Origin of the sequence: Arsenicibacter rosenii (assembly GCF_001870735.1) — a bacterium.
Classification (GTDB): Bacteria; Bacteroidota; Bacteroidia; order Cytophagales; family Spirosomataceae; genus Arsenicibacter; species Arsenicibacter rosenii.
Genome location: NZ_MORL01000002.1, coordinates 484,974 through 510,453 on the forward strand (window position 1 = coordinate 484,974; position 25,480 = coordinate 510,453).

A 25,480-nucleotide genomic window follows, 5' to 3' on the forward strand; every position below is an offset into this window, starting at 1 on the left:
AGTGCTTCGGAAAGAGTAAGGATTAAAAATCAACCGCCAGGTGGAAGAAAATGCGTTTGCTGTTCGGGAAGGCCGCGTTATCGACGCTGGCCCCTACTGATTGGTTGCCAAAGTTTGACACTTCGGGGTCATAGCCCTGATATTTTGTGAAGGTCAGCAGGTTCTGGGCCGACGTGCCGATACGCAAATTCGATACCACATTACCGAAGGCCGATGTCATCAGCGATTTCGGGAAGGTATAGTACAGGGATACTTCGCGCAGACGTACATAACTCGCGTTCTGGATAAATTCGCGGGCGGTTACGTTCGGGTTTGTCGGCAGCCGTGCACGGCCATTCGGCAGCCCGACGTTTTCGTACAGGTTATCGACTTTGCTCCAGTCAACGGTAGTACCGCCGGTATCTTTCTGCTTGATGGTCAGGTTCGAGTTGTAGTTGCCCTGGCTGGTATGTAGCAGAAACGAGAAATCGAAATCCCGGAAGAGTTTGAACTGGTTTGAAAACGACATCTGAAACTTTGGCTGGGCATCTTCGTAACGGGTTGCCTGGGCTACTCCCGACGCATCCAGTACGTTTGGTGACCCGAACCAGCGTGTCGGCGACTCGCCCAGCCGGAGCTGGTTGCGGCCATAGATGCTGAACCCTGAGCCTACGGTGGTGTTCGGAATGTCGAGGCGGGTAATTTTGCTGCGGTTGAACCAGTATTGCAGCTGGGTAGTCCATGAGAAGTTCGATAACTGAACCGGTGTTGTACCCAGTGCCAGTTCGATACCACGGTTTTGCAGGTCACCTACCGGGTATGCGTTGAACTGGGTCACGCCTGTGCCCGAGGCCAGTGTATATGGGTTCAGCAGGTTAAAGACTTTCTTGTCGTAGTACGTGGCCTCCAGCGTTACTTTGTTGTTCAGGAAGCCGAAATCGGCGCCCCACTCAATTTCCTGGGCTGTTTCGGGTTCGATGGTCGGGTTGCCGATGGATGCCGGCGAAACCGCGCCCAGCTGCCCGTCGATAATCGTGGTCGACATCGACGTAAAGAGGTTGCCATAGGCCGGAACACCACCTGTGCGGCCAAACGCACCCCGCAGTTTAAACTGGCTGACCGGTTCGTAGGTCCAGAATCCAAATTTGGTCAGGTTCACAGCCAGCGACGCCCGGGGGAATCCGTACCACTTCGTGTTGTCGCCGTTCAGGCTCGATTTGTCGTAGCGGATACCCAGCGTACCAATCACTTTATCTTCGTAGTTCATTTCCTGCTGGGCCACCATACCGACGTCCTGCCAGCGCTGGAACGCTTCGCTGAACGACCGTACACTACCGTTGTTCGGGTTAATCTGCTTCGGGAGCATGCCCTCGCCCTGAATCCAGCTCAGATCATTGTCGGTCGTCAGCCGGACCGTACCTACCTGCGAGGTCATGTCGATTTTGCCGGCCAGTTTCCAGCTATAAATCAGGAACGCCTGTAGGTTCGTGTTAAAGCTGCGCGATTTAGAGAAGCGGGATGCACCCGGTGTGGCCCGTGTCCGCTGCGACTGTAAATCTTCCGGAAAATAAACCTTTGCTTCGGTGTTTACGTAGTCAAGCCCGCCCGAAATGGCCAGTTTCAGGGTGCTGTTTGGTTTTTGCAGGAAATAAATATTGCCCGTAAATGACTGTATAAACCGATTGGTCTGTTCGTCATTGATGGTCCGGTCAACGATCGCCAGCGGGTTGTCGCCGGTATAGCGGGAGTCCGGATAGATACCGTTTACGGGGAACAGCTGGGCATAATTCGGGATGTAGGCCAGTACATAACCAACTGAAACGCCCCGGTTGTCGTTGCCGCTGAAGCTACGCTGCGCTCCGGTCCGCATGTAATTTGACCCGAAAGAAAAGTCAATCCATTTCGCCAGTTTATGGTCGATGCTCAGCCGCAGTGATTTCCGCTGATAGCCGGTTCGTTTCTGGATACCGGTTTCGTCGTTGACACCCGCTGCGACGTAGAATTTAGTTTTATCGTTACCTCCCGAAACACTGAGGCGGGTGTTGCTGATATGACCGGTGTTGCCGTAAACGTATTTTTCATAATCGTAGATTTTGCCTTCAGCTGTGGCTTTTTTCCAGAGTTCGATTTCCGTTGTGCTGCCGCTGCCCGGGTTCCCGTTGCCGAATACATAATCAAATTTATTTTGCCCCTGCGGCCCGATCGGATCCAGGCTCCAGCCCTCAGAACCCAGCAGCCGAATGGCCGACGAAAAACCGATATCCTGGCCGAAACTGACCTTGGTTTTGCCGGCTTTCCCTTTTTTGGTCGTAATGATAATAACCCCTGCGTTGGCGCGTGTTCCGTAGATGGCCGCCGCGCTCGGGCCTTTCAGTACTTCAATTGATTCAACATCGGCCGGATTAATGTCGGTCAGGCGGTTCGGGGCCTGATCCTGATTGGAGCCGGCTCCGCTGAACGCCGCTGCTCCCGCACCGGTCGCAAACTGCGAGTTATTGACAAATACCCCGTCGACGACATACAACGGCTCTGACGTTCCGTTGATCGATGAAATACCGCGCAGCTTTACTGAAATGCCACCGCCGGGTGCGCCGCTGTTCTGGACAATGTTGGCTCCGACGACTTTCCCGCTCATGGCCCCGTCGATGGTGACCGGCTTGGTTTTGCCAATCAGTTCGTCGGCCGTCAGCCGCGTAACGGCGTTGGCGGCGTTGCTCCGCTTCACGCTCGTGGCGAGACCGGATACAATAACCTCGTCGAGGTTCTGAACCGCTTCGGCCATTTCGATATTCATCACGTCTGATTTTGTAATAGGAACCTCTTGCATCGTGTAGCCGATAAAGGAGAAAATCAGCCATTTGGCCGTGGCCGGTACACTGATTGAATACTCACCGGCGGCATTTGAAACCGCTCCCTTAGTTGACCCTTTGGCGACAATGTTGACGCCCGGCACCGGGGCTCCGTCGGCCTTCGCTGTGATTTTACCGGTAATGGTCCGGTCTTGTGCCATAACTTGCCCGAATCCGCTCATTAATAAGCAGATAAGCCACAAAACGTACACTTTTTTCATAAAGAAACTGCGATAAAGTATAGATAAAAGACAGTAATGCAAGGCCATGCAATGGTGAGGGAGCCCAAAGCGGAAATAGTATGTACGATAAGATCAGAAGACCTGCCCAAAGACAGGAATGCCGGTAGCGTTCGCTACCTGAAGAAGCTTATGGAAGGTTTTGTTGTACCGTAGGCAAGTCCTGATGGACAGGTCTGGTAAATGTATGTAATACTCTTTTTAATTGAAATATAATTTTTTTAATTATACAAAACTCAAAATAAATTACTTATAATATACAATTACGCGGAATAAACAAAAAATGAAAACTTTATATCGTTACGTTTTTTCCTGTATTCGTTTTATTTGAATCAGGCATGAAAAAAGCCTGCACACAGGTGCAGGCTCACAGGATTAAGCTACAATTATGACTGGTCTTACTTAGCACCTGATTCTTCCATCTGGGCCATCTTAACGGCGTCATACAGGTTCACAATCGCGCCGGTTTTCGACAGATCGGTAAAGTTGACCATGTCTTCCGATTCGGGGCGGACTACCTGAAGTTTGGTTACCGTAGCCGATTTTTCGATAATCCGCTTAATGTCGGAATACGTCAGTTTCGGGAAGTACGACTTCAGTACGGCCGCTATGCCTGAGACAACCGGGGCTGCCATACTTGTTCCGCTCAGGCTTTCGTAGTGACTGCCGGGCGTTGTAGAGAAAATAGACATACCCGGAGCAAACACGTCAACCGTTTTCTGGCCATAGTTCGAAAACGGAGCCACCAGGCTTTTATCGCCGTGCTGCGTTGTGGCACCTACCGTAATCAGGTTCGGAATAGCGTTGCCATCGATAAACGTGGCTGCCGGATAGCTGGCCGTGGTGTCGAGCAGTTTGCTGTCGTTGCCGGCCGCATGAATCAGCAGCACACCTTTCTGAAGCGCATAGCGCATGGCATCGTCAACGGCTTTGCGCTGCGGCGAATAATCCTTTCCGAAACTCATGTTGATGATCTGAGCCCCGTTGTCGACCGCATACCGGATGGCATTGGCAACATCTTTATCGCGCTCGTCGCCATCCGGAACGGCGCGGACAGCCATGATTTTTACCTGATCGGCAACACCCAGCACACCCAGATTGTTGGTCCGGTCGGCGCCAATGATACCGGCCACGTGGGTGCCATGTCGTGCGTTAGGGCCCGTAATATCGGGGTTACCGTAATTTTTATCACTCGTGTTGTCAGGATCGTCACCGATGATCTGGCGGGCCGAGTAAGTAGGATTGTACGCATATTCGGCCCGGGCTTTCAGCTCCTGTAGCGCACTTTTCAGTTCGTTCTTGACGTCATCGGCCTCTGTATATCCCTGAGCGGTCAGCATTTTATAGAGGAGTCCGGCCTGTTTCCGTACCATGAGGTCGTCTGATTTTACATTCGCCAGGGTAGCCGTATCGAGTTTGCTGACACCCAGTGTTTTCAGCAGGCTCTCGGTCAGCATCAGGTATTGCTCGTTGAAGCGGCTGATCGACTCATACTGCTGCTTATATTCGTCCTGCTTGCTTTCGACCTCTTTCTTGAATTGCTGATACTGGTCGTATTCTTTTTGTTGGGCAGGGTTCAGCGATGAACGGTTTTTGCCTTCATACAGGGGTTTCAGCCGGATGTACTGGCGGGTTACCTCTGCGGTCTCAAACTCAATGTTTTTCCCGTCTTTATTACCCAGGAAGTTCCAGCCATGTACGTCATCGACGTAGCCGTTTTTATCATCGTCGATACCGTTGCCGGGTATTTCTTTCGGGTTCGTCCAGAGCACACGCTTCAGGTCCTCGTGGGTTGAGTCGATGCCCCCGTCGATGACGGCAACAATAACGGGGGTTGCTTTCCGGTTTTTAAGGAGCTCTTTATAGGTACGCTCCGTGCTAATCCCCAGGGCGCTGTCAGACTTAGGGTCTAGATGGAACCATTGTTTTGTTTGCGCCTGACTGATTACTGATGAAAACGTCACAGCAATCACGCAACCGAGCAGGCGTATCCCTGGCTTGTTTAAAAACATGTAATATGCGGTTTTTATATAAACACTATAACGCAAATAGGCTATAAATCATTCTACTTGCTACGTAAGATAGGCTGTTTAAGTGATAATTAACTCAGATTTTCCCAACTTAATAGGGAAATTTGACATAAATAGGCGGATGATTACTTTATTGGCTTACCACGTATTAACGATCATCCAGCGTAACTATACATTATCGGGTCACCACATGGGTGATCGTTACGGATACAATCATGAACGAATCGACGCCTCAGGCATTTTACCACCAGTTTTCACACGCGCTGCTGGCGCTGGCACTGCTTACGGTTGCCATTTATTTTGGTCAGGACATTCTGGTGCCGCTGGCGATGGCAGGTTTGCTGGCAGTCTTACTGCGGCCGGTCGAAAATATGTTTCTGCGGATCGGCATTCCCAAAGTACTTGCCATTAGTCTGACGGTGACGCTGGCGTTTGTTGTGCTGGCAGGGCTGGCGGTTTTGCTGTCGATGCAGGTGGCCGATTTTGCCGATGACCTGCCGAAGCTGAAACGGAACATCAACGACTTTTACCACGATGTCCGGCGCTGGATCCGGCGTGAATATCAGGTCAGTTACCGGCAGCAGGAGCAATACCTCAAAAAGGCCCAGACCCAGACGCTCGATACGTTGCAGGGGCCGGAGACCCTCGGCATGGTCACAGGGCCGCTGGGGACACTTGTGCTGATTCCGATTTACGTGTTTCTGCTCTTGTATTACCGGACGATGCTGATGCATTTTCTGGTCGCGCTCTTTGCCGAACAGCACACGGCCAAAGTGCATGAGGTGATGAAGGAAATCAAATCGGTTATCCAGAGCTACATGGTCGGGCTGGTCCTCGAAACGGCCTGCGTGGCTGTCATGAACTCGGTTGGCCTGCTCTTGTTGGGAGTGCAGTATGCCGTGTTGCTGGGGGTTATGGCTGCCATTCTGAACCTTGTACCGTATATCGGCGGTCTGGTTGCTACTGTGCTGACCGTTATGGTGGCCTTTATCAACACACCTGATCTGGAAATTCTGGGCGGTGTGGTGGTGGTATTTCTGATTGTGCAGTTTATTGATAACAACGTATTAGTCCCCTTGATTGTCGGTTCTAAAGTGCGGATCAACGCGCTTGTTTCCATTGTCGGAGTACTGATTGGCGGGGCGCTGGCCGGTGTTTCGGGTATGTTTTTGTCGATTCCGGCCATTGCCATGCTGAAAGTCATTTTCGACCGCGTCGATTCGCTGAAGCCATGGGGTATTCTGCTGGGTGACGAAACGCCCGAACAGTCCCATAAAAAGATTCTGAAACTGGCGAGGAAAAAGCAGGAGGGGTGATGCCGGATGCTGGTTTCGGGATACTGGATGTTGCTGGTTTAATTTTCGAGAAAGTACACAATGCGGCAGGCAGTGCCCGTACTGGCTTCCGGTTTGACAGCGCTGAGACGAAGTTCCAGCGTATGCTTTTTGTCCGGTAGGTCGCCGGCGAAGAGCTTATACCAGGGCAGGTGCAGTTGCTTGCTCCAGGGGGTAGACAGATCCATTGTCTGGTAAGGTCCTTTGTCGATACGGTATTCGACCATACCCGCGTCGGGCCCCGAAATTAACCCCATCCCGATGGCGGTGCCGGTGAAGGACAAGGTCAGCGTGGCACCAGGTTGGGTAGCAACCAGCATCGGCCGGTTTACGAAGCCCTCGCGGGTAGGTATTTTGTCGTCGGGGCGCCAGTTTTCGACCAGCGTCCAGCCGTTGCTGAGCGTTGCTTTCTGGATGGGCAGGTAATGGCCGCGCTCAAAACTGCGGGCGTTCATGGGCCGGATCGGGGCCATTGGTGCCGTAGCGGTGGTTGTCCCGTCAAAATAGCTGTTCAGGAGCGCCTTGATGGTCTGGTAGTAAATTTCCTGCCCGAACGGGGAAGGATGCAGGTCCTTGAAATCGAATTCCCAGGACATTTCACCGGCCTTGATACGGTCGTGAATTTCCTGCGCCAGATTGACCGACGGCAGTTTATACCAGGTCGCTACCCGTTCGTGATTGGCCACTTCGAGCGGAACCTTACCGGCCAGGTAGTCGCGGGTTTTGTGGGGTTCCGCAAACGACATCAGCACCACATCGACCGCCGGATTGGCTTTCCGGGCGTGGCGGATGATGCCTTCCATCGCCCGGATCTGGGTGAGGCTGTCGGTACCGTTGCCCCGGTCATTGACGGCTGCTTCCAGAAACAACAGGTCGGGCGTACCTTTATCCAGTACGTCCTGCTGAAACCGGAAAGCATGCGGCAAACTGCCCAGCGACGGAATGCCGGCCTTGATAAACGTAAACTGCGTGTCGGGAAAACGCTCCTGCAAAAACTGGCTGACCTTATCCCGCCAGCCGGGGTTATGCGTGATGGAACCACCCAGAAAGGCGACGGTTGCCTTTTTCTGCTGCCGGATGGCCTGCGCGATATGCGGCAAGCCACCCCGAACCTGAAAATAGGTTGTTTTTGGCAATGGCTTTACAACCGGCACCGAGGCCTGTTCGATAAAGTTGGCCCACCAGTCGGGGTGTTCAATCGGGAAGTGGTGGCCCTCCAGCTGCTGTGGTCCGCGCGTCATGGAATAGACCGTGGCCGGACCGCCGAGTTTCAGGTAGCGGTCAATCAGGATAAAGGTGTTTTCGTTATTCGGAACCAGTGCATCTTTCGGCCCGATTACGTGCAGCACCGGCACTTTGTAGGCCGCCAGCCCTTCCAGATGGTCGATCGGATTGTCGGCGTAGGCCAGGGCCTGTTCTTCCGTAAAGCCATATACACCGAGCAGCTGCTTCCACGATTTTTCGTCGCCTTTGCTTTTGCCCTTGCCGCCCGGCCAGCTTTTAATGTCGCAGACGGGGGCTTCGGCATAAATGCAGCTGACTTTTTCCGGATTGCGTTTCGCCCATCCGTAAACGTATAGCCCCCCACGGCTAACCCCTTCGAGGGCTACTTTGGGGGCAAAGCCAAGCTTGTCGGTCAGGTACTGATAGAAGCGGTCCCAGACCATCATGGCAACGGGAGCACCATAGCGGTCGTTGGTGTTGACATAGGCAATGTGGAAACCGCGTTGCAGCAGCAGGCTATCCATTGTTGTATGCCAGTCGGGGAAGTGGGCGCGCCAGACCCACGGGTTACCGGGCAGCGGTTTCGGTGGTTTCACATACCAGGCCGGCAGCCCGTCGAAGGTGAAGTGTACCTTCTCAAAATCGTGCCACTGTTCGGTTTTGCCCGGCGTAATGGTTTGGGCGTGTGCGGTTGGTGGCAACCACAGGCACAGGAAAACTAAAGGAAGAATCAGGCGTATGGAATGGGAAGTCAGCTTTTTTTTCATAGCGTCAGTAACAAGGTCAGTTGTAAAAGCAGCCGCTCATGGTGGCCTACCTGTCTGGAACAGAATGATGGCTGTTATTCCCGATAGTAAGCAGGCTTATTGATAGGGGAGATTACCTGTGTTGTGCGATCAACGTTGTCCCGTCAGGGACATAACAGCGCATCGTCGGTAGAAGAATTTTGTGGTAATACATTTGGTCCGCACAGTCCCGTCAGGGACATAACAGCGTAGCGTCGGTAGCAAATTGTGGTAGTAATATATTGGGCCCGTATCGTCCCGTCAGGGACACAACAGCGGAGCGTCGGTAGCAAATTGTGGTAGTAATATATTGGGCCCGTATCGTCCCGTCAGGGACATAACAGCGCAGCGTCGGTAGATGTCGGTAGATAAATGGTAGTGGTGTTGCATTTTCGTGCCGTAGGTACGACACATTCGATTGTATGTACCGCCCCTACAGGGCGGAATGAAAATGTGGCCGCTGATTTCTACCGACGCTGCGCTGTCTGGCTCTTACGGAGCCGGCCGGATGAAACCACATGTATGTTTCACATACCTCCCTCACTTCACATACCGCTGAATACCGGCCAGCATGACAACACCGGTCAGCATTGATCCCAACATAAAGGCAATAAAGAGATAAAGATCCGTTTGTTTACCGGAAAAACAGAGCCCGCCCCCCGCCAGACATAAAGCCAGAAGGCCGGTGACGGTAAGGCATTTGCCGGTCCAGACGGCGGCAGCTTTGGGGTTAGTAAACGCGTTTTTGTCGTAGCCTGCGATCAGGTTGGGCCATTTGGTGTACCAGACAAGAGCCCCCGACAGCGTAAAGAAGATACCGACAACGGACAGAATCAGCGCGGCCATTCGTGGGGCCGACGGAGAGGGATGTAGGCTCTCCGTCGGCTGATAGTCGTAAACCTACTCAAAAAAAGGCATATCTTTCGTGGCATACTTCTTCATGCCTTCTTCGTTGATTTCGACGCCGATGCCCGGCTTTTCCGACAGCGGAATAAAACCGTCTTTCACCATCGGGCCGTCGAAGGTGACGATTTCCTTAAACATCGGTTCTTCGTGGAAATAGATCTGCCACTCCAGAATCAGGAAGTTCGGCACCGACGCACACACGTGGCAGGATGCCATGGCGCCCAGATAGGAGGCGACCATGTGTGGCGCAAACGGTACGTAGTAGAGGTTCGACAGGTTGGCAATCCGCTGCCCTTCGCCCAGCCCCCCGGCCTTCTGCAGATCCGGCATGATGATATCGACTGCGCCGATTTCGAGCAGCCGCCGGAAACCGTGGGCCAGGTAATGGTTTTCGCCCGCACAGATCGGGGTGTTGGTCGATTCGCGGATCTGGCGGTAGGCGTCCGGATTTTCGGCCGGGATAGGTTCTTCCAGAAACATCAGGTTCAGCGGCTCCATCATCTTCGCCACACGCCGGCCGGTCGTTACATCATAGCGTCCGTGCATATCCACGCAAATGTCGATTTTCGGGCCGACGGCCTTGCGCACACTGTCAATCTGGTTGAACATCCGCTCCAGCTCGCCGGGGCTGGCTGTCCAGTTGTAGGCATCGTATTTGTTCGGGTCGTTGCGTTCGTCGATGTCGAACTTTACCGCCGTAAAACCCATATCAACCGCCCGTTTGGCACTGCGGCCGAAGGAGTCGGCGGTTGGGTTGGTTTCGCGGTAAGCACCGGTATCGCAGTACACACGGAGTTTATCGCGGTATTTACCGCCCAGCAGCTGATAGACCGGCAGTCCGAGCGCCTTGCCGACCAGATCCCACAGGGCGGTTTCGATGGCCGACAGTACGCCGATGTACATGCCCGATTGCGCGCCTTCAAAAAAGCCGGCTTTACGAATGTCTTCGAATAACCGGTTCACGTTCAGCGGGCTTTTGTTTTTAATCCGCTGGGCCATCAGCTTCACCAGATGGTAGGTGCCGGGCGTGGCATCGACAGCCTCGCCGCATCCCCAGATGCCCTGGTTCGTATGGACTTTTACAAACAGGCTATGGCCGTTGCGGATGTAGCCGCATTTGATATCGGTAATTTTCAGATCCGAAGGGGCCGACGACATCGGTGTCCGGTCGATGGCCTTTTCGAGGCCCTCGCCGAACCCGGTTAGTGCGGTGGTAGTCATGGCACCCGCCAGTGCTGTTTTGGTCAGAAAAGACCGCCGTGAAGTCGTTGTCATGTATGCAGGAGGTTAAGGATAAGCGGGAAATTACCAGGTCCGGTTTTTGAGATAATCCTGAATTTGTTCTTTCGGGACCGGCAGCCGGTCGATGTAGGTATTGAGCCATTTCGAAAAGTCGCGCTCAATTTCGTCGGACCAGCGGCTGTCGATCTGCCCCGGCGTATATTTCTGCTCCCGCAGCCGCTGATGGCCGAACATGTCGCGCAGCCGGACAATTTCAGACGTTTTTACCACCTTTTCGGCCAGGTGAGGGGGGATGAAAATAACACCGCCATCGCGGCCCAGGACCACATCACCGGGCATCACCATGACCTTACCAATACGGGTCGGGTGGTTAATGCCCACCAGGGTAGTGTTGAGTTCGCCATCCGGATTGTTGAGGTGGTGCGATGGGTGATAACTGCGGAAGTACGACGTAAAACCACCGATTTCTTTCAGGCCGGCAATGTCGCGGACGGCACCTTCGTAAACAATCCCGTTGCCGGTTTTGGCATAAATGGAGTTGCCGAGGTTGTCGCCGATGGTGGGGCCGTCTTCGTGCATGCCGAACTGATCCACTACATACACGTCGCCTTTGGTGAGCATGTCAATCGGCCACGAATTCTGTGACTTGACGCGCCCGTCTTTCTCATGGCCCTTTTTGTCGAGTACACGGTGAACATCCGGCCGGCCAGGCATGAAGGTAGCCGTTACGGCCCGCCCGACCAGAACACTGTCGGGGTTGATCTGCTGCCAGCCACCGGCAAACTGATACTTGAAGTTTTCGCCCTTCAGAACTGCCCAGGCTTCTTCGTGCGTTACCAGTTTCATGCGTTTCAGGATGGCATCGGGCACTTTAGGCCGGCCGTCGGGATAGCGTTCGCCCTTCCATTCGGGCGTCAGGAAAATTAATTCCTCTTTGGAAATTTGCTGGGCACAGGCCGGTAACAGCCACCCGACCAGGCAGAGCATAACCGCCGTCAGCAAGACAGGTTTCATAAAATAAGGCGCTAGGTTTAGGAAAAGGGAATTATCCGGATGCAATTATTTCGTTGGAAAGTAATAAATGCAACCGATTGCAAAAGGAGGCGTCTGATTGTTTCTACTGCCTTGCTATAGCCTGAAATCGTCTGACAACGGCTATTAATCAGAAACATTCAGGATAAAGCCGACCCGGAATACGTTGTCGATGCTGATTGTCGGGTCATGCTGGAGCAACTTGCGGAGTTTGGAGATAAAAACGTCGAAGCTACGGCCGAGAAAATAGTCCTTTTTGCCGTAAATGGCTTCAACAGCATCTTCGCGCCGGAGAATCTGATTCTGGTTCAGACACAGCAGGCGAAGTACTTCGGCTTCGGTTTCGGTCAGCCGCCACGTTTCGTGCTGCCAACTCAGTTCCTGCCGCGAATAGTCAAAGGCATAGCTGCCGATGGTAAATCGCTGCGGGGATGCTGGTATTGCCACGGGTATTTGCCGCCGGAGCAGTACGTTGATGCGGCACAGTAGTTCGTCTTCGTCGAACGGTTTGGTAATGTAATCGTCAGCGCCAAGGGAAAACCCTTTGAGCTTATCGTCTTTCAGGGAGCGGGCTGTCAGAAACAGAAACGGGATGGATGCACACTCGCTGCGAAGCGCCTGCGCCAGCATAAAGCCGTCCATGCGCGGCATCATCACGTCGAGAATACAGAGGTCGAAATGGCCCCGGCGGAAAGTCGACAGCCCGCTTTCACCGTCGCGGCAAAGCTTCACGTCGAAACCGTTTTCTTCGAGGTACTCACTGAGCAGGAAGCCCATGCTCAAATCATCTTCGACCAGCAGAATTTTACTTTTTGTTGTCATAAGTGGTTAAACGGCGGGGAGAATAATATCAAAACGGCTGCCTTTGTTCAGCTCGCTGCTCACGCATATATGGCCTTTATGGAGTTCAACCATGCGTTTGACATACGCCAGCCCCAGCCCGAAACCTTTGCGGGGTTGCTGATCGCCGGTATGAGCCCGCTGAAATTTTTCAAAAATAAGCTCTCTTTGCTCTTTCGGAATGCCGATGCCGTTATCCTGAAACGAAATCAGTACGCCCTGTTCATGCGGTCGGGCGGCGATTGAAATCTGCGGCTGCCCCGTAGTGTATTTGAGGGCATTATCCAGAATATTCCGGAAAACGCTGACCAGATGCTGCCGGTCGCCCGTAATGTGGAGGTCGGTCAGTTGATCGGTACAAACAGTGGCCTGCTGTTCGGCAATAGCCATCGACAGGCTGCTGATCGCCGTCTGAATCAGTTGTTTTACCGGTACGGATTCTTTCTGTAGTACATAATCGCCGTTTTCGATACTTGCCAGATGGAGCACCCGTTCGACTTCGGTCAGCAGGTGGGTATTTTCCCGCCGGATCACGGCTACCAGCTGATTATCCCTGAGTTCGGGATGGCGTTTGCCGAGCATGCTGGCCGCCAGGCCAATGCTGCTGAGCGGCGTCCGGAATTCATGTGCCATGTTGTTGAAAAAGTCAATGTTGGTCTGCAACAGCCGCTTTTGCCGGATTAACGACCAGTTGACCAGCAATAACACTGTGGTAATGAAGGCCAGAATCAGCAGGGTAGTGACCAGCATGAAGCTCATGCCATTCAGAATAAAGGCATCTTTATCCGGAAAGGTAAGGGTCAGAAAGGCCGCCTGGCCTTGAGCATCCGGCAAGGTAACGGGCGACTGACAAACTGCCGGACCCTGGCGGCGGGACGGGTAGACGGCCAGTTCATAAACGGCATCAATGCCGTGAAACCGGAGCGATTTATCGAGTTCTTCCCGGAACTTCGGACTGCTGGTGAGCGTCGTCGGAATTTGCCCCGAAATGTGCCGGATCGTGATCGTGCCCTGTTGGGTGGCCAGACAACCGTTCCGGCACAAGGCCCCGTCGTCGTATCGTTCAACGGCCGAGCACAGGGCCATGCTGACACGTTGACTGAACAACTGATCCGATAACTGTTGGGAGTGGCGCATCCAGATCAGCTGGGAGATCACCAGTGCCATCACGGCAATCACCGACGCAATAAGCACAGGCGGTATTTCCCGGTTCATGACTTTCATACCCTAAAGATAACGGAAAAAGGGGCGGCCGACCGTGAGATTAACAAGTCGGTAACAAGTTGATAACAGGGTCATGACAGCTTAGGCACGACCTTTGTAACGTGGTTTTACCAATGCCACTAAACTCGTAAACAAAATGAAAAAAACAGCTCTTTCCCTGTTTCTGCTGGCCGGCCTGGCCGCTCCTCTGTTCGCGCAAACGCCTGATTGTCCGAAAGACAAATGCAAGTCAGGTTCAGGTTGCTGCAAAACCCAATGTGCCGAAGCCAAAGCCTGTGAGGGTGCGGCCAAAGTGACCGCCGTCTCACAAAAGAGCGCAGGCGCCTGCTGCACAAAGCAGACTGACAAGGCCATGACCAAAGCCGCTACAAAAAAGGCGGTCGTTAAACCAGGCACATTGGTGGCACTCGCTGCCAAATAAGGCCCTTGCCGACGATAAACGGGCACAGTCAACGTGGGTTGGCTGCGCCCGTCCGTGTTTTCTGAACTGATCAGTATCAGTGCCCCGGCAGGCAGCATCTCCGCCACAAATTGTTTAATTTTGCGCTGTATTGGCGCACGGAAGCTGTTTGGTGCGTAAATCTTCTTTTGTTGCGATGGATAGTATCGAAGTAATGGCACCGGCCGGATCGTGGGAAGCGATGCGGGCCGGTTTACAGGCCGGGGCAAACTCAGTCTATTTTGGCATTGAACAACTCAACATGCGGGCACGGCAAACAAATAACTTTACGGCCGACGACCTGCCGGCCATTGCTGCCTTGTGTAAGGAGTACAACGCGAAAAGCTACATTACCCTCAATACCATTATCTACGACCACGACATTTCGCTCATGCGCCGGATTGTGGATCAGGCGAAGGAAAGTGGCATTTCAGCCATCATTGCCTCTGACCTGGCCGTGATGAACTATGCCCGTAAGAAGGGGGTCGAGATTCATATTTCGACGCAGTCGAACGTAACAAACATCGAAACCGTCGAATTTTTTGCCGACTATGCCGATGTAATTGTCACCTCCCGCGAGTTGACCTTGCAGCAGATTGGCCTGATTACGCGCGAAATTAAGCGTCGGCACATTTCCGGGCCGTCGGGCAATCTGGTGCAGATTGAGGTCTTTGCCCATGGAGCGCTATGTATGGCGGTGTCGGGTAAGTGTTACCTGAGCCTGCATTCACACAATGCGTCGGCCAACCGTGGCGCGTGCATCCAGAACTGCCGCCGCGAATATATCGTCACGGATAAGGAAGAAGGCTACCAGCTGGCGATTGATAACGAGTACATTATGTCGGCTCAGGACCTGTGTACGATTGATTTTCTGGATAAGATTCTGGAAGCCGGTGTACGGGTGCTCAAGCTTGAAGGACGCGGCCGGGCGGCGGACTATGTCTATACTACCACCAAATGCTACCGCGAAGCCGTCGATGCCATTCAGGCCGGGACCTATACTGCCGATAAAATTGCTGACTGGAAAGAGCAGTTACAAACAGTCTATAACCGCGGGTTCTGGGACGGCTATTACCTGGGCCGCAAAATGGGCGAGTGGAGCAACGTACACGGTTCGGTAGCGACCAAACGCAAAATTTACATCGGCAAGGGCGTGAAGTACTTTGAGAAAATCGGGGTCGGCGAGTTTCTGCTCGAAGCCAATGACATCAGCCAGGGCGATCAACTGATCGTGACCGGCCCGACAACCGGCTACATGGAGCTGACGGCGGAAGAAATCCGCGTAGCCACGGGCGAAAACGTCGACAAAGCCGCAAAGGGAACGACAATTTCAATGCCGGTAACGGGCAAAATCCGGCCTTCCGACAAACTGTATAAAGTGGTGGATGCCTAGCGGATATGCCTAAAATTGTTCACCTCCGGAAAAACTGCATTGGCTGCAATGCCTGCGTTGAGATCGCTTATGACCGGTGGCGCATGTCGAAAAAAGACGGCAAAAGTGTGCTATTGGGGGCAAAGGAAAAGAAAGGAATCTACCAGGTCGATATCCTGTTCGACGAGTACGATGATAATGTCCGGGCGGCCGAAGCCTGCCCGGTGAACATTATCCAGGTATATGTCTGACACAAAGTTGCGCGCAGTTATTCGCCGATTTTCTGAGCTCCTGCGTTGCGGTCCTGAGACTTAATTTTGATCGCAAGTCCGGTAACGGATAAATCCCGCCGTGAGTAGTTCACGATTAGCAAAGGAATAAACAATTTACGGTGTCTTTGGCGAGGAAAGAGTAGACCATCTGCGTTTCCGACGTTTTCAACCGCTTCGTAATACGCATTGTCGTATAATTCGGCATTGGTTTTATGACGCCCGATCGGGAAAAACAGAATGTAAAAGGTTGAGCTGCTGGCATGACCTTTCGTGGTTTTAAGTGTTTCGTATTCGCTTCTTTTTAACGGCTCGACCTGCGATACCGCATTATTAATCGATACTTCCGTTGCCTGATTGTTTCGTCTGAAGGAGGGCAGTGATAATGAGCAGGATGATAAAGTTGCCCCCAATAAAGTTACCAATGCGGCGGTTTTCAGGCTTTTTAGTTGTTTATTTCTATAGTACATGGTATACGGTAACTATTTGTTTTTTAGGTAGTTATTTTAGATAGTACCGAATGTAATTATAGTTTTATTATATGATAATTTATAGTCTATGTATTTTTTTCTATCCATTGGTTTAACAACAGCGTTACCTGAATATTATAAACCATGACCAAAATTGGCTACTTCCTGAAGGGTACTTTTCGGGTGAATGACGGGTCCGAGGGTTGATTCCGGATGTTGTTGAAGCATACCAGAGAGCGTGTCTTTGAGTTGTGCCAGTTCTACGGCAGTCATGTCGCGTTCAAAAAGACGTAAAATGATCAGTTGCGCTTCATGCATACGTTTACTTCGGGTAATGAGTGTCCGGTTCATCTAAACAGTAGTTTATGGGCTGAACACACATGGTCTGCCGTGTTCATAAACAAATTAACACTAAAATCAGCTACAACGTTAACAATGAGCGAATAAAAGCCGGATCGTTGTAGCTGATTCTGGTCTGTCAGGCGGGTTCGATATGCACCAGTACGTCGTACACGTACGGTTTTTCGCGTTGAATGGCCGCTTTAACGGCATGCGCAATATCGTGGCCTTCGCGGACGGTCAGCTCGCCGGAGACTTCGACGTGCAGGTCAACGAAAAACTCAAAGCCCATTTTCCGGACAAAACATTTCTCGGTCCCCAGCACCCCCGGTACCGCGCGGGCAATCTGCTCAATTTCCCGTTTCCAGTCGCCGGGAGGCGCTTCGTCCATGATTTCGCCGAATGCCGGCCGGAAAATAAGGTAGGCGTTGAAGACAATGATCCCCGAGGCAACCAAGGCTGCCCAGTCGTCGGCACTTTCGTAACCGGGGCCGCCAAGAAGGGCAATGGAAATACCGATAAACGCTGTCAGCGAGGTGATGGCGTCTGAGCGATGGTGCCACGCATCGGCTTTTACGGCGTTGCTCTCAACCTCCTCGCCGACCTTCGTAACCTTGCGGAATAAAACCTCTTTGATGATGACGACACCGGCCAGAACAGCCAGCGTAAACGGGGCCGGTAGCTCGTGGGGCGTCCGGATGTTGTCGATACTTTGCAGGGCAATCAGAGCAGCGGCCCCCCAGAGCGCAATGGCGACGAGGAGCGCTGCCAGAGGTTCGGCTTTGCCGTGACCGTAAGGGTGGTTATCGTCTGGCTTCTGGGCAGCTGTCCGCAGGCCCAGCCACACAAAAAACGACGTAACAAGGTCGGTCGCCGATTCTAAGGCATCGGCAATGAGGGCATAGGAGTTGCCTAGCCAACCGGCCAATCCCTTGATAATCATTAACCCGACGTTAACAACCATGCCCGTAATCGTTGATTGTTCTCCTTTCTTAGCCCGGTGCGGCTCTGTCGGAAAATCTGCTGGATTCATTTTATCTAATGTATAATGAACAATGGGTAATGTGAAATGCTTAATGAATAATGAACAATGAATAATGCCGGTCATACCACGGCTGCACATTACATTATTCATTTTTCATTAAGCATTTTTCATTTATTTTCAGGCTTCTTTGGCCCGTTCGGCACTTAAAAAATAGGCTCCGGACCGGACAATACGGGCTGACGCCGGGAAGGATGCCGGCAGGATCACTTCAATCCGGCCGTTTTCGCGGATACCGGTTTTAATGGCGACCAGCCGGAACCGGCGGCCCCCTTTACCCGGCTCTTCCACATAAACATACGCACCATTACTTTCCTGAACAACTGCATCGTCGGGTAAGGCCAAAACCCGCCGTTGATCGGTCAGAATCGTTGCCCGGATGTAGGAACCCGGAAACAGCCTGCGCATGTCCGCATTGACCAGATTCGCATGGACGGTTACGGTTTTGGTCTGCAAATCAAACGTTTGTCCGACCCGGTAAACGCGTGCCGTCAGTTCGCCGGTTTGTTGCTGAGGAATCATGAACCGGACCGTTTGTCCTTCCCGAACTTGGGGCACATCCTGTTCAAACACCTGTAATTCGAGGTGCAGGTGTTCTTTGTTTACGATCTCAACCAGCACGTCTGTACTGTTAACAAACTGCCCGATCTTAAGGTTGACTTTATCTACGTAACCGCCGATGGGGGCCGGCAGCGGTATCGTCCGCTGGATATGTCCTCTGTGCAGTTCGGGCAGCGAGATGTGCAACTGTTCCAGTTGTGCTTCAAGCGAGGCCAGCAAGGCCTTTGTGGTCTGTACATCGGCTGTCGACTGTTCCAGATTCCGGCGGGCACCTACCTGCTCGCGATTCAGTTCGGTCTGGCGGTCAAGCTCTTGTCCCACAAAATGCAGCCGTGCCTGGGCCTGCAGGTATTCCTGCTGGAGTTTGATGTAATCGGGGTGTTCAAGGACGGCAAGGACCTGGCCTTTACGCACCCGGTCGCCTTCCAGCAGGCGGGTTGCCCGTACAAACCCACCCATCGGAGCACTGACCGTGGCCCAGTGTTCGGGCGGGGCTTCGAGCTTACCCGTTGCCTGAATGGTTCGGCCCATCATCAGGGTGTCGGGGTGGCCCAGCACAATACCGGTTTGCTGAAACTGCTCGTCCGAAATCCGGACCGTCTGCTTTAGTGATTCCGGGGTTGTTTCAGGTGTGGCCTGGCCGGGGGCTTGCTCGCGGGACGAACAGGCAGCAAAAAGGCCGGTGAGGACTATGGCCCATAAGAACGGGATTGGTCTTGTTAATTGCATGAGATAAAAACGTTTACGGCTCAGGCTTGCTGCCGGGCCGGTTGAGATGATGGTTTACGGGAAGCGACAACGCTGTATAGCACGGGAAGCACGACCAGCGTCAGGAGTGTAGCCGATACCAGCCCGCCGATAACGACCGTTGCCAGCGGTTTCTGTACTTCGGCACCGGCCGAGGCCGACATGGCCATGGGCAGAAATCCCAGCGAGGCCACTGCCGCCGTCATCACTACCGGCCGGAACCGGACGCTGGTGCCCCGCCTGACGCGGTCAGCAACGTTGCTGACGCCTTCTGCCTCCAGTTCGTTGAAATAGCTGATAAGGACAATTCCGTTCAGAACGGCAATACCGAAGAGGGCGATGAAACCGACACCGGCCGAAATGCTGAACGGCATCTGCCGGATCCAGAGCGCCGTAACGCCGCCGATGGCCGACAGTGGAATGGCCGTAAAAATCATCAGGGCCTGACTCACGGAGTTGAAGGTCACGAACAATAACAGGCCAATCAGCAACAGGGCCAGCGGTACTGCTATGCCCAGCCGGGCCTTGGCTTTGACCAGATTCTCGAACTGCCCGCCGTAGGTGTACCGGTAGCCCGGCGGCAGCGGCAGGTCTTTGTCGAGCACCGTTTTCATTTCGTTGACTAGGCTCTCGACATCCCGCCCGCGTACGTTGACACCGATGGTGATGCGACGCTGGGCATTATCGCGGGATACCTGCATGGGGGCGTACTGGTAACGGATATTGGCCAGTTCGGCCAATGGTACCTGCTGGCCACCTGCTACATCGACATACAATTGCCGGATGTTATCGATGTCTTTGCGATAGGCACTGTCGAGCCGTACGACCAGATCGAACCGGCGTTCGCCTTCGAAGACGGCACCGGCCGTTTCGCCCGCAAAAGCGGTTTTCAGAATCCGGTTCAGGCTGGCTACCGAGACACCATACTGCGCCAGCCGGGCACGGTTGTAGGAGACCAGCATCTGCGGCAGGCCAACGACCTGCTCCACTTTAAGGTCACCGACCCCCTGGATGGATTTCAGCCGGTTGGCAGCCTGATTGGCGCGGGCATACAGCGTGTCCAGATTGTCGCCGTAGATTTTGATCGCCACGTCTGATTTAACACCGGTCATTAACTCATTGAAACGAAGCTGGATGGGCTGGGTGAACTCCAGATTGAGCCCCGGCAACACACTGACCGCCCGCCGCATTTTGTCGATAAGTTCGGCTTTGGTATGGGCCGTAGTCCACTCCGAAGGGTCTTTCAGAACGACCATGATGTCAGCCGCTTCGATGGGCATGGGATCGGTCGGAATTTCGGCCGTCCCGATTTTTGAAATCACCTGTACGACCTCCGGAAAGCCGTTTTTCAGAATCGTTTCGACCCGCCGCGTGGTTTCGACCGACTGCGAAAGCGATGAACCCGGCTTGAGCGTCAGGCTGATGGCAATGTCGCCTTCGTCCAGATTGGGGATAAACTCGCCGCCCATCGTCGTAAACAGCCACAACGCTCCCGCCAGCAGGACGACCGAACCGGCCAGCACGGATTTCCTCGCCCGCAGGGCTCCTTCCAGCAGGGGTGTATATCCCTTTTGCAGTGTTTTCATGATCCGGTCGGCCAGCGTGCCTTCTTCCTGAATGTCTTTCCGGAGCAGGGTGGCCGCAATCATCGGCACATAGGTCAGGCAGAGGAGCATGGCCCCGATTATGGCGAAGCCGACGGTGAGGGCCATCGGGCGGAACATTTTCCCCTCAATGCCCGTCAGTGACAGAATCGGGACGTAAACAATCAGAATAATCAGCTGCCCGAACAGGGCCGACCGCATGAGCCGGCTCGCTGATTCCAGCGCAATGTCGTCCATGCTTTTCTGTTGGCTCAGTGAGGTATGGACAAGCTGAAAAATCATGCTTTCGACGATAATCACCGCCCCGTCGACGAGCAGGCCGAAGTCGATGGCCCCGAGGCTCATCAGGTTGGCCGACACACCGAAGACGTGCATCATCCCCAGCGCAAACAGCATACACAGCGGAATCACCGACGCCACCACCAGCCCCGCCCGCCAGTTGCCGAGCAGGAGCAGTAAGACACTCATCACAATGATGCCCCCTTCGAGCAGATTATGGCTAACGGTCCGGATCGCTTTGTCGATCAGTACTTTCCGGTCGAGGAACGGTTCGATGACCACACCCGGCGGCAGGCTTTTCTGAATCTGCGTGATCCGTTCCTTCACACCGGCAATGGTTTTTTCGGAACTCGCGCCTTTGAGCATTAATACAATCCCCCCGACCACTTCACCTTGTCCGTTACGGGTCATGGCGCCGTAGCGGACCGCGTGGCCCATCTGTACGGAGGCTACATCGCGCACCAGCACAGGCGTAACGCCCAGGGTTTTTACCACAATCTGTTCAATGTCTCCGGGCTGCTGCACCGTTCCTTCGCCCCGGATAAAATAGGCCTCCGGTCCTTTTTCGATGTAGCTGCCTCCGGTATTGGCATTGTTGTCGGCCAGGGCATTCAGTACTTCGGCCAGCGTAGTATTCATGGCCCGAAGCCGTTCGGGATCAATACTGACTTCGTATTCTTTAAGATACCCGCCCAGGCTGCTGACCTCAACCACGCCGGAGACGCCGGACAACTGACGTTTCACGATCCAGTCCTGAATGGTACGCAGGTCAGTAGGGGAGTAGCGGTTCTCAAAACCGGCTTCCGGCCGGACCACATACTGGTAAATTTCGCCGAGGCCGGTCGTAATCGGGGCCATTTGCGGCGATCCGGCCAGCAGGTCCTTTTCGGCCGTTTTCAACTGCTCCGAGACCAGTTGCCGGGCCAGATAGGTGGGCGTTTCGTCGTCAAAAACAACGGTGATGACCGACAATCCGAACCGCGAAATAGAACGGATTTCGATCACGCCCGGTACATTCCGGAGGGTGGCTTCGAGGGGAAAGGTAATAAACTGCTCGACCTCCTGCGCCGCCAGCGACGGGGTTTGGGTGATTACCTGCACCTGATTATTGGTGATGTCGGGAACGGCATCAATGGGTAATTGAGTAAAGGCATAACCGCCCCAGGCGATCAACGCCATTACCCCCAGCACGACCGCCAGCTTTTGGCGGATGCTGAACTGAATGATTTGTTGAAGCATATAGGATGAAATCAAAGGAAATATACGCGCTTCTGCCGGCCGGCGAGGTGCGGTCGGCTAGACGCGGTCGGGCAAGCGCAAAACGTTAGGTTTCCGGTGATTTATCCGATGCGGGGAGGTTGTAGCAAGGGCGTCGCCTGCTGAAACTGGTAGAGATTCTGGTAATAAAACGGCCGGTCGGGCAAGGTGGTGACCGTGGCCAGCGTGCGTACCATGCGCTGCGGCACACTCAGAATAAACACAAAACCGGTTGACAGGTGATTGTAAAACGGAATGCCGACCCCCTTATGCGGGGTTTTGGCGTGCGGCGAATCAGGATTGTAATGCAGGTCAAGAAACTGCCAGAAATCGAATTCCGGGCCGGATATGCGTTTGTGAAACTGGTAGTGTGAAACCAGCCCCGGCAGCTTGTATACTTCTTCCACGTCGGTCTGCGGAAACAGACTTCCTGCCAGCATCAATATGCCCAACAACAGTGCGACCGTGGATTTCATGGAGCAAAGATAGGAATTATTGGGTGATTGAGCGAAAGAATGAAAGAGCGGCTGACGCTGCGCTGCCATTGGCACTCTTTCACTCTTTATCTCTTTCGCTCTTTCACTCTTTATCTCTTTCACTCTTTATCTCTTTCGCTCTTTCACTCTTTGCTATGGATAACCTTTGCCTTGCTTTTCCGGTTTCTTACGGACAAACCCTTTTCAACGATATGATTGCTTTAGCGCTTCATGGCGGAGCGGGTACGCTCAGCCGCACCGAAATGACTCCCGACCGCGAACGTGTGTATCTGGCTGGCTTACAGCAGGCCCTGGATGCCGGATATGCCATCCTTGCCCGGGGCGGCACTGCCCTGGATGCGGTCGAACAAACCACTATGCTGCTGGAAAATAATGCGTTGTTTAACGCCGGTCGCGGATCGGTGTTTACGGCCGAGGGGCGCCACGAACTCGATGCGTCGATCATGTGCGGTCGTACGCGGAATGCCGGTGCGATTGCCGGTGTGCACAATATCCGCAACCCGATTACCCTGGCGCGGGTAGCCATGGAGCGCTCCGGCCATGTAATGCTGGCGGGAGCGGGCGCCGAGAAGTTTGCCCGTGAACAGCAGATCGAAACCGCCCCGGACGAATATTACTACACCGACATGCGCTGGGAGGAATGGCAGCGCAAAAGCCGGCAGACCGAAGCCCGGCCGCGCGCCCTCGGAACGGTCGGGGCCGTGGCGCTGGACTCTCACGGCGATGTGGCAGCGGCTACGTCGACCGGCGGCACGACCAACAAACGGTATGGCCGCATCGGCGACAGTCCGGTCATCGGAGCCGGTACCTATGCCAATAACCGGACCTGCGCCGTATCGTGTACGGGCGACGGCGAGTATTTTATCCGGTCGGTGGCGGCCTATGACGTGTCGTGTCTGATCGAATACCGTGGCCTTTCGTTACAGGAGGCCTGCACCCTGGTTATTCAGGACAAAATGACTGCCCTTGGCGGAGAAGGCGGACTGATTGCCGTTGATCCGGCGGGGCAGGCGGCACTGGTTTTTAACTCCGAAGGGATGTACCGTGGCTGGCAACGTGAAGGCGAAGCCGGTCAGGTTGCCATATTCTGAGACAGATCTGCCTGCCGGTGCCGGCAAACAGGCGGCTTTCCGTCGGAAAAAGTATCTTTTACGTTCGTGAAGCATTATACACCAAGGTGGTGTGCCTTTATTCAGGGATGTCAGTTATTAACTCCTGATCGTTCTGAGTATGCGCATACACTCTCTGCCTGCCTGGGTACAGGGCACCGTCACGACGGCGCTGCTGCTGGGTGCCGTTACGGCATTTGTACCGGAAAAACCGACGGCTCCGGCAAAACCCAATGTTATTTTTATCATTTCGGACGACCATACCTCACAGGCGATCAGTGCCTATGGCAGCCGGCTGGCGCGGACACCGAATATCGACCGCATTGCCCGGGAGGGGGCCATTCTGCATAACAATGTCGTATCTAACTCAATCTGCGGGCCAAGCCGGGCAACGTTGCTGACCGGGAAGTTCAGCCACACCAACGGCTATAAGTTCAACGAGAAGGTGTTCGATGTCAACCAGCCGGTGTTTCCTGAAGAGCTTCAGAAAAACGGCTATCAGACGGCCTGGGTCGGCAAAATGCACCTTGGCAGCCTTCCGCATGGTTTCGACTACCTGAACATCCTGCCGGGGCACGGCAGCTACTATAACTCTGATTTTGTGAATTCGCAAAACCAGACAAAGCGCTATCCCGGTTATGTGACTGACGTGATTACGCAGCTATCGACGCAGTGGCTCGACAAGCGTGACCCGTCGAAACCGTTTTTTCTGGTCGTGGGGCATAAGGCTACCCATCGGGAATGGTTGCCGGCTATCGAAGACCTCGGCGCTTATGATAATGTTACCTTCCCGATTCCATCGACGTTTTATGACAACTATGATGGCCGGCTGGCTGCCCAAAAGCAGGATATGAGCATCGACAAAACCATGCGGTTGAAGGAAGACCTGAAAATAAATGCCGATTATGGGCTGGACGAAGCTAAACTGGCTCAGGAAAAAGCCGACCTGTATAAATCCCGTTTCCGGAATCAGGAAATGACACCGGCGCTGGACAAGCAGCTGGACAATCTGGTCAGGAACGGAACCTACCGCCGCATGACGCCTGAGCAGAAAAAAGCCTATGTGGAGTACTATGGCCGCATCAGCCGTGAATTTGAGGAGCAAAAACTGAGCGGTAAGGCCCTCGTTGAGTGGAATTACCAGCGGTATATGCGTGATTATCTGGCCACGGCCAACTCACTGGACCGCAATATCGGCAAGCTGCTTGACTATCTGGATAAATCGGGGCTGGCTAAAAATACAGTCGTGGTCTACACCTCCGATCAGGGCTTTTATCTGGGCGAACACGGCTGGTTCGACAAGCGCTGGATATACGAAGAATCGCTGAAAACACCGTTTGTAATCCGGTATCCGGGTGTTATCAAACCTGGCACTCAGGTTCGTCATGTGGTATCGAATGTCGACTGGGCACCTACGTTGCTCAACATCACCGGCACGGCTGTTCCCGCTGATTTTCAGGGTAAATCATTCCTGCCGGTGCTGACCAACGCTAAAGCAGGCTGGCAGGATCAGGCGTATTATCACTATTACGAATATCCGGAGCCGCACCATGTGTCGCCGCACTTCGGGCTACGGACCGACCGCTACACGATTGCCCGGTTCTACGGCCCCGAAAATTTCTGGGAGCTATACGATATTCAGAAAGACCCGCAGAACCTGAAAAACCTGTACGGCACCAAAGGCTACGAAACGATTACGGCCAGCCTGAAAGCACAGCTGAAAGCACACATCGTGAAGAACAACGACGACGAAGCGCTGAAGCTGTTCGAAAGCAGCCCGCGGTAGCGTGTTGTTGGCGGTACCTGTCTGT

Annotated in this window: 20 protein-coding genes; 6 read left to right on the forward strand and 14 right to left on the reverse strand. The window is 53.7% G+C overall.

The window, feature by feature from the left end:
- Nucleotides 1-22 precede the first annotated feature (22 nt).
- The gene (locus BLX24_RS05950) at nt 23-3,049 is read right to left on the reverse strand and encodes a SusC/RagA family TonB-linked outer membrane protein (RefSeq protein ID WP_071502158.1); all 3,027 of its coding nucleotides are present in this window, start codon (nt 3,047-3,049) and stop codon (nt 23-25) included.
- A gap of 416 nt (nt 3,050-3,465) precedes the next feature.
- Complete coding sequence (locus tag BLX24_RS05955; RefSeq protein ID WP_083421821.1) at nt 3,466-5,079, reverse strand: S8 family peptidase; 1,614 nt, start codon at nt 5,077-5,079, stop codon at nt 3,466-3,468.
- 233 nt (nt 5,080-5,312) lie between these two features.
- On the opposite strand from BLX24_RS05955, the gene BLX24_RS05960 reads away from it, so the two are divergent.
- Complete coding sequence (locus BLX24_RS05960) at nt 5,313-6,413, forward strand: AI-2E family transporter (protein WP_071502159.1); 1,101 nt, start codon at nt 5,313-5,315, stop codon at nt 6,411-6,413.
- 38 nt (nt 6,414-6,451) lie between these two features.
- On the opposite strand, the gene BLX24_RS05965 is transcribed toward BLX24_RS05960, so the two are convergent.
- The 6 genes from BLX24_RS05965 to BLX24_RS05990 form a co-directional block, all read right to left on the reverse strand.
- Entirely contained in the window at nt 6,452-8,422 is a 1,971-nt protein-coding gene (locus BLX24_RS05965) for an SGNH/GDSL hydrolase family protein (RefSeq protein ID WP_071502160.1), read from the reverse strand.
- A 558-nt stretch (nt 8,423-8,980) separates the two neighbouring features.
- Nucleotides 8,981-9,286 (reverse strand): DUF3784 domain-containing protein, encoded by a 306-nt coding sequence (locus tag BLX24_RS05970; RefSeq protein WP_071502161.1) that lies wholly within the window; start codon nt 9,284-9,286, stop codon nt 8,981-8,983.
- A gap of 54 nt (nt 9,287-9,340) precedes the next feature.
- On the reverse strand, nt 9,341-10,621 hold the full coding sequence (locus BLX24_RS05975; protein ID WP_071502162.1) for a mandelate racemase/muconate lactonizing enzyme family protein: 1,281 nt from the start codon (nt 10,619-10,621) through the stop codon (nt 9,341-9,343).
- Nucleotides 10,622-10,651: 30 nt separating this feature from the next.
- Nucleotides 10,652-11,602, reverse strand: a complete 951-nt coding sequence (locus BLX24_RS05980) for an RraA family protein (protein WP_071502163.1) — start codon at nt 11,600-11,602, stop codon at nt 10,652-10,654.
- Nucleotides 11,603-11,746: 144 nt separating this feature from the next.
- Nucleotides 11,747-12,442 (reverse strand): response regulator transcription factor, encoded by a 696-nt coding sequence (locus BLX24_RS05985; RefSeq protein ID WP_071502164.1) that lies wholly within the window; start codon nt 12,440-12,442, stop codon nt 11,747-11,749.
- Between the two features lie 6 nt (nt 12,443-12,448).
- A complete protein-coding gene (locus BLX24_RS05990) occupies nt 12,449-13,684 on the reverse strand; it encodes a sensor histidine kinase (protein ID WP_083421822.1) in 1,236 nt (411 codons plus the stop codon).
- Nucleotides 13,685-13,820: 136 nt separating this feature from the next.
- Between BLX24_RS05990 and BLX24_RS05995 the strand changes: the two genes are divergently transcribed.
- The 3 genes from BLX24_RS05995 (at nt 13,821) to BLX24_RS06005 (ending at nt 15,746) form a co-directional block, all read left to right on the forward strand.
- A complete protein-coding gene (locus tag BLX24_RS05995) occupies nt 13,821-14,105 on the forward strand; it encodes a hypothetical protein (protein ID WP_071502166.1) in 285 nt (94 codons plus the stop codon).
- Between the two features lie 175 nt (nt 14,106-14,280).
- Nucleotides 14,281-15,516, forward strand: a complete 1,236-nt coding sequence (locus tag BLX24_RS06000) for a peptidase U32 family protein (RefSeq protein ID WP_071502167.1) — start codon at nt 14,281-14,283, stop codon at nt 15,514-15,516.
- 5 nt (nt 15,517-15,521) lie between these two features.
- A complete protein-coding gene (locus tag BLX24_RS06005; RefSeq protein WP_071502168.1) occupies nt 15,522-15,746 on the forward strand; it encodes a ferredoxin in 225 nt (74 codons plus the stop codon).
- A gap of 17 nt (nt 15,747-15,763) precedes the next feature.
- On the opposite strand, the gene BLX24_RS06010 is transcribed toward BLX24_RS06005, so the two are convergent.
- From BLX24_RS06010 to BLX24_RS06035, 6 genes are all read right to left on the reverse strand, one after another.
- Nucleotides 15,764-16,234, reverse strand: coding sequence for a hypothetical protein (locus tag BLX24_RS06010; RefSeq protein ID WP_071502169.1), 471 nt, complete (start codon nt 16,232-16,234; stop codon nt 15,764-15,766).
- 135 nt (nt 16,235-16,369) lie between these two features.
- A complete protein-coding gene (locus BLX24_RS06015; protein WP_071502170.1) occupies nt 16,370-16,585 on the reverse strand; it encodes a hypothetical protein in 216 nt (71 codons plus the stop codon).
- Nucleotides 16,586-16,712: 127 nt separating this feature from the next.
- A complete protein-coding gene (locus BLX24_RS06020) occupies nt 16,713-17,606 on the reverse strand; it encodes a cation diffusion facilitator family transporter (protein WP_071502337.1) in 894 nt (297 codons plus the stop codon).
- A 129-nt stretch (nt 17,607-17,735) separates the two neighbouring features.
- Nucleotides 17,736-18,905 carry an efflux RND transporter periplasmic adaptor subunit gene (locus BLX24_RS06025; RefSeq protein ID WP_071502171.1) on the reverse strand — a complete coding sequence of 390 codons (1,170 nt, stop codon included), beginning with the start codon at nt 18,903-18,905 and terminating at the stop codon, nt 17,736-17,738.
- Nucleotides 18,906-18,925: 20 nt separating this feature from the next.
- Entirely contained in the window at nt 18,926-22,045 is a 3,120-nt protein-coding gene (locus tag BLX24_RS06030; RefSeq protein ID WP_071502172.1) for an efflux RND transporter permease subunit, read from the reverse strand.
- A 101-nt stretch (nt 22,046-22,146) separates the two neighbouring features.
- Nucleotides 22,147-22,539, reverse strand: a complete 393-nt coding sequence (locus BLX24_RS06035) for a hypothetical protein (RefSeq protein ID WP_071502173.1) — start codon at nt 22,537-22,539, stop codon at nt 22,147-22,149.
- A gap of 212 nt (nt 22,540-22,751) precedes the next feature.
- Here BLX24_RS06035 and BLX24_RS06040 point away from each other — a divergent pair, with 212 nt between their 5' ends.
- Nucleotides 22,752-23,651, forward strand: coding sequence for an isoaspartyl peptidase/L-asparaginase family protein (locus tag BLX24_RS06040; RefSeq protein ID WP_071502174.1), 900 nt, complete (start codon nt 22,752-22,754; stop codon nt 23,649-23,651).
- A 139-nt stretch (nt 23,652-23,790) separates the two neighbouring features.
- Entirely contained in the window at nt 23,791-25,455 is a 1,665-nt protein-coding gene (locus BLX24_RS06045; RefSeq protein ID WP_071502175.1) for a sulfatase family protein, read from the forward strand.
- Nucleotides 25,456-25,480 lie beyond the last annotated feature (25 nt).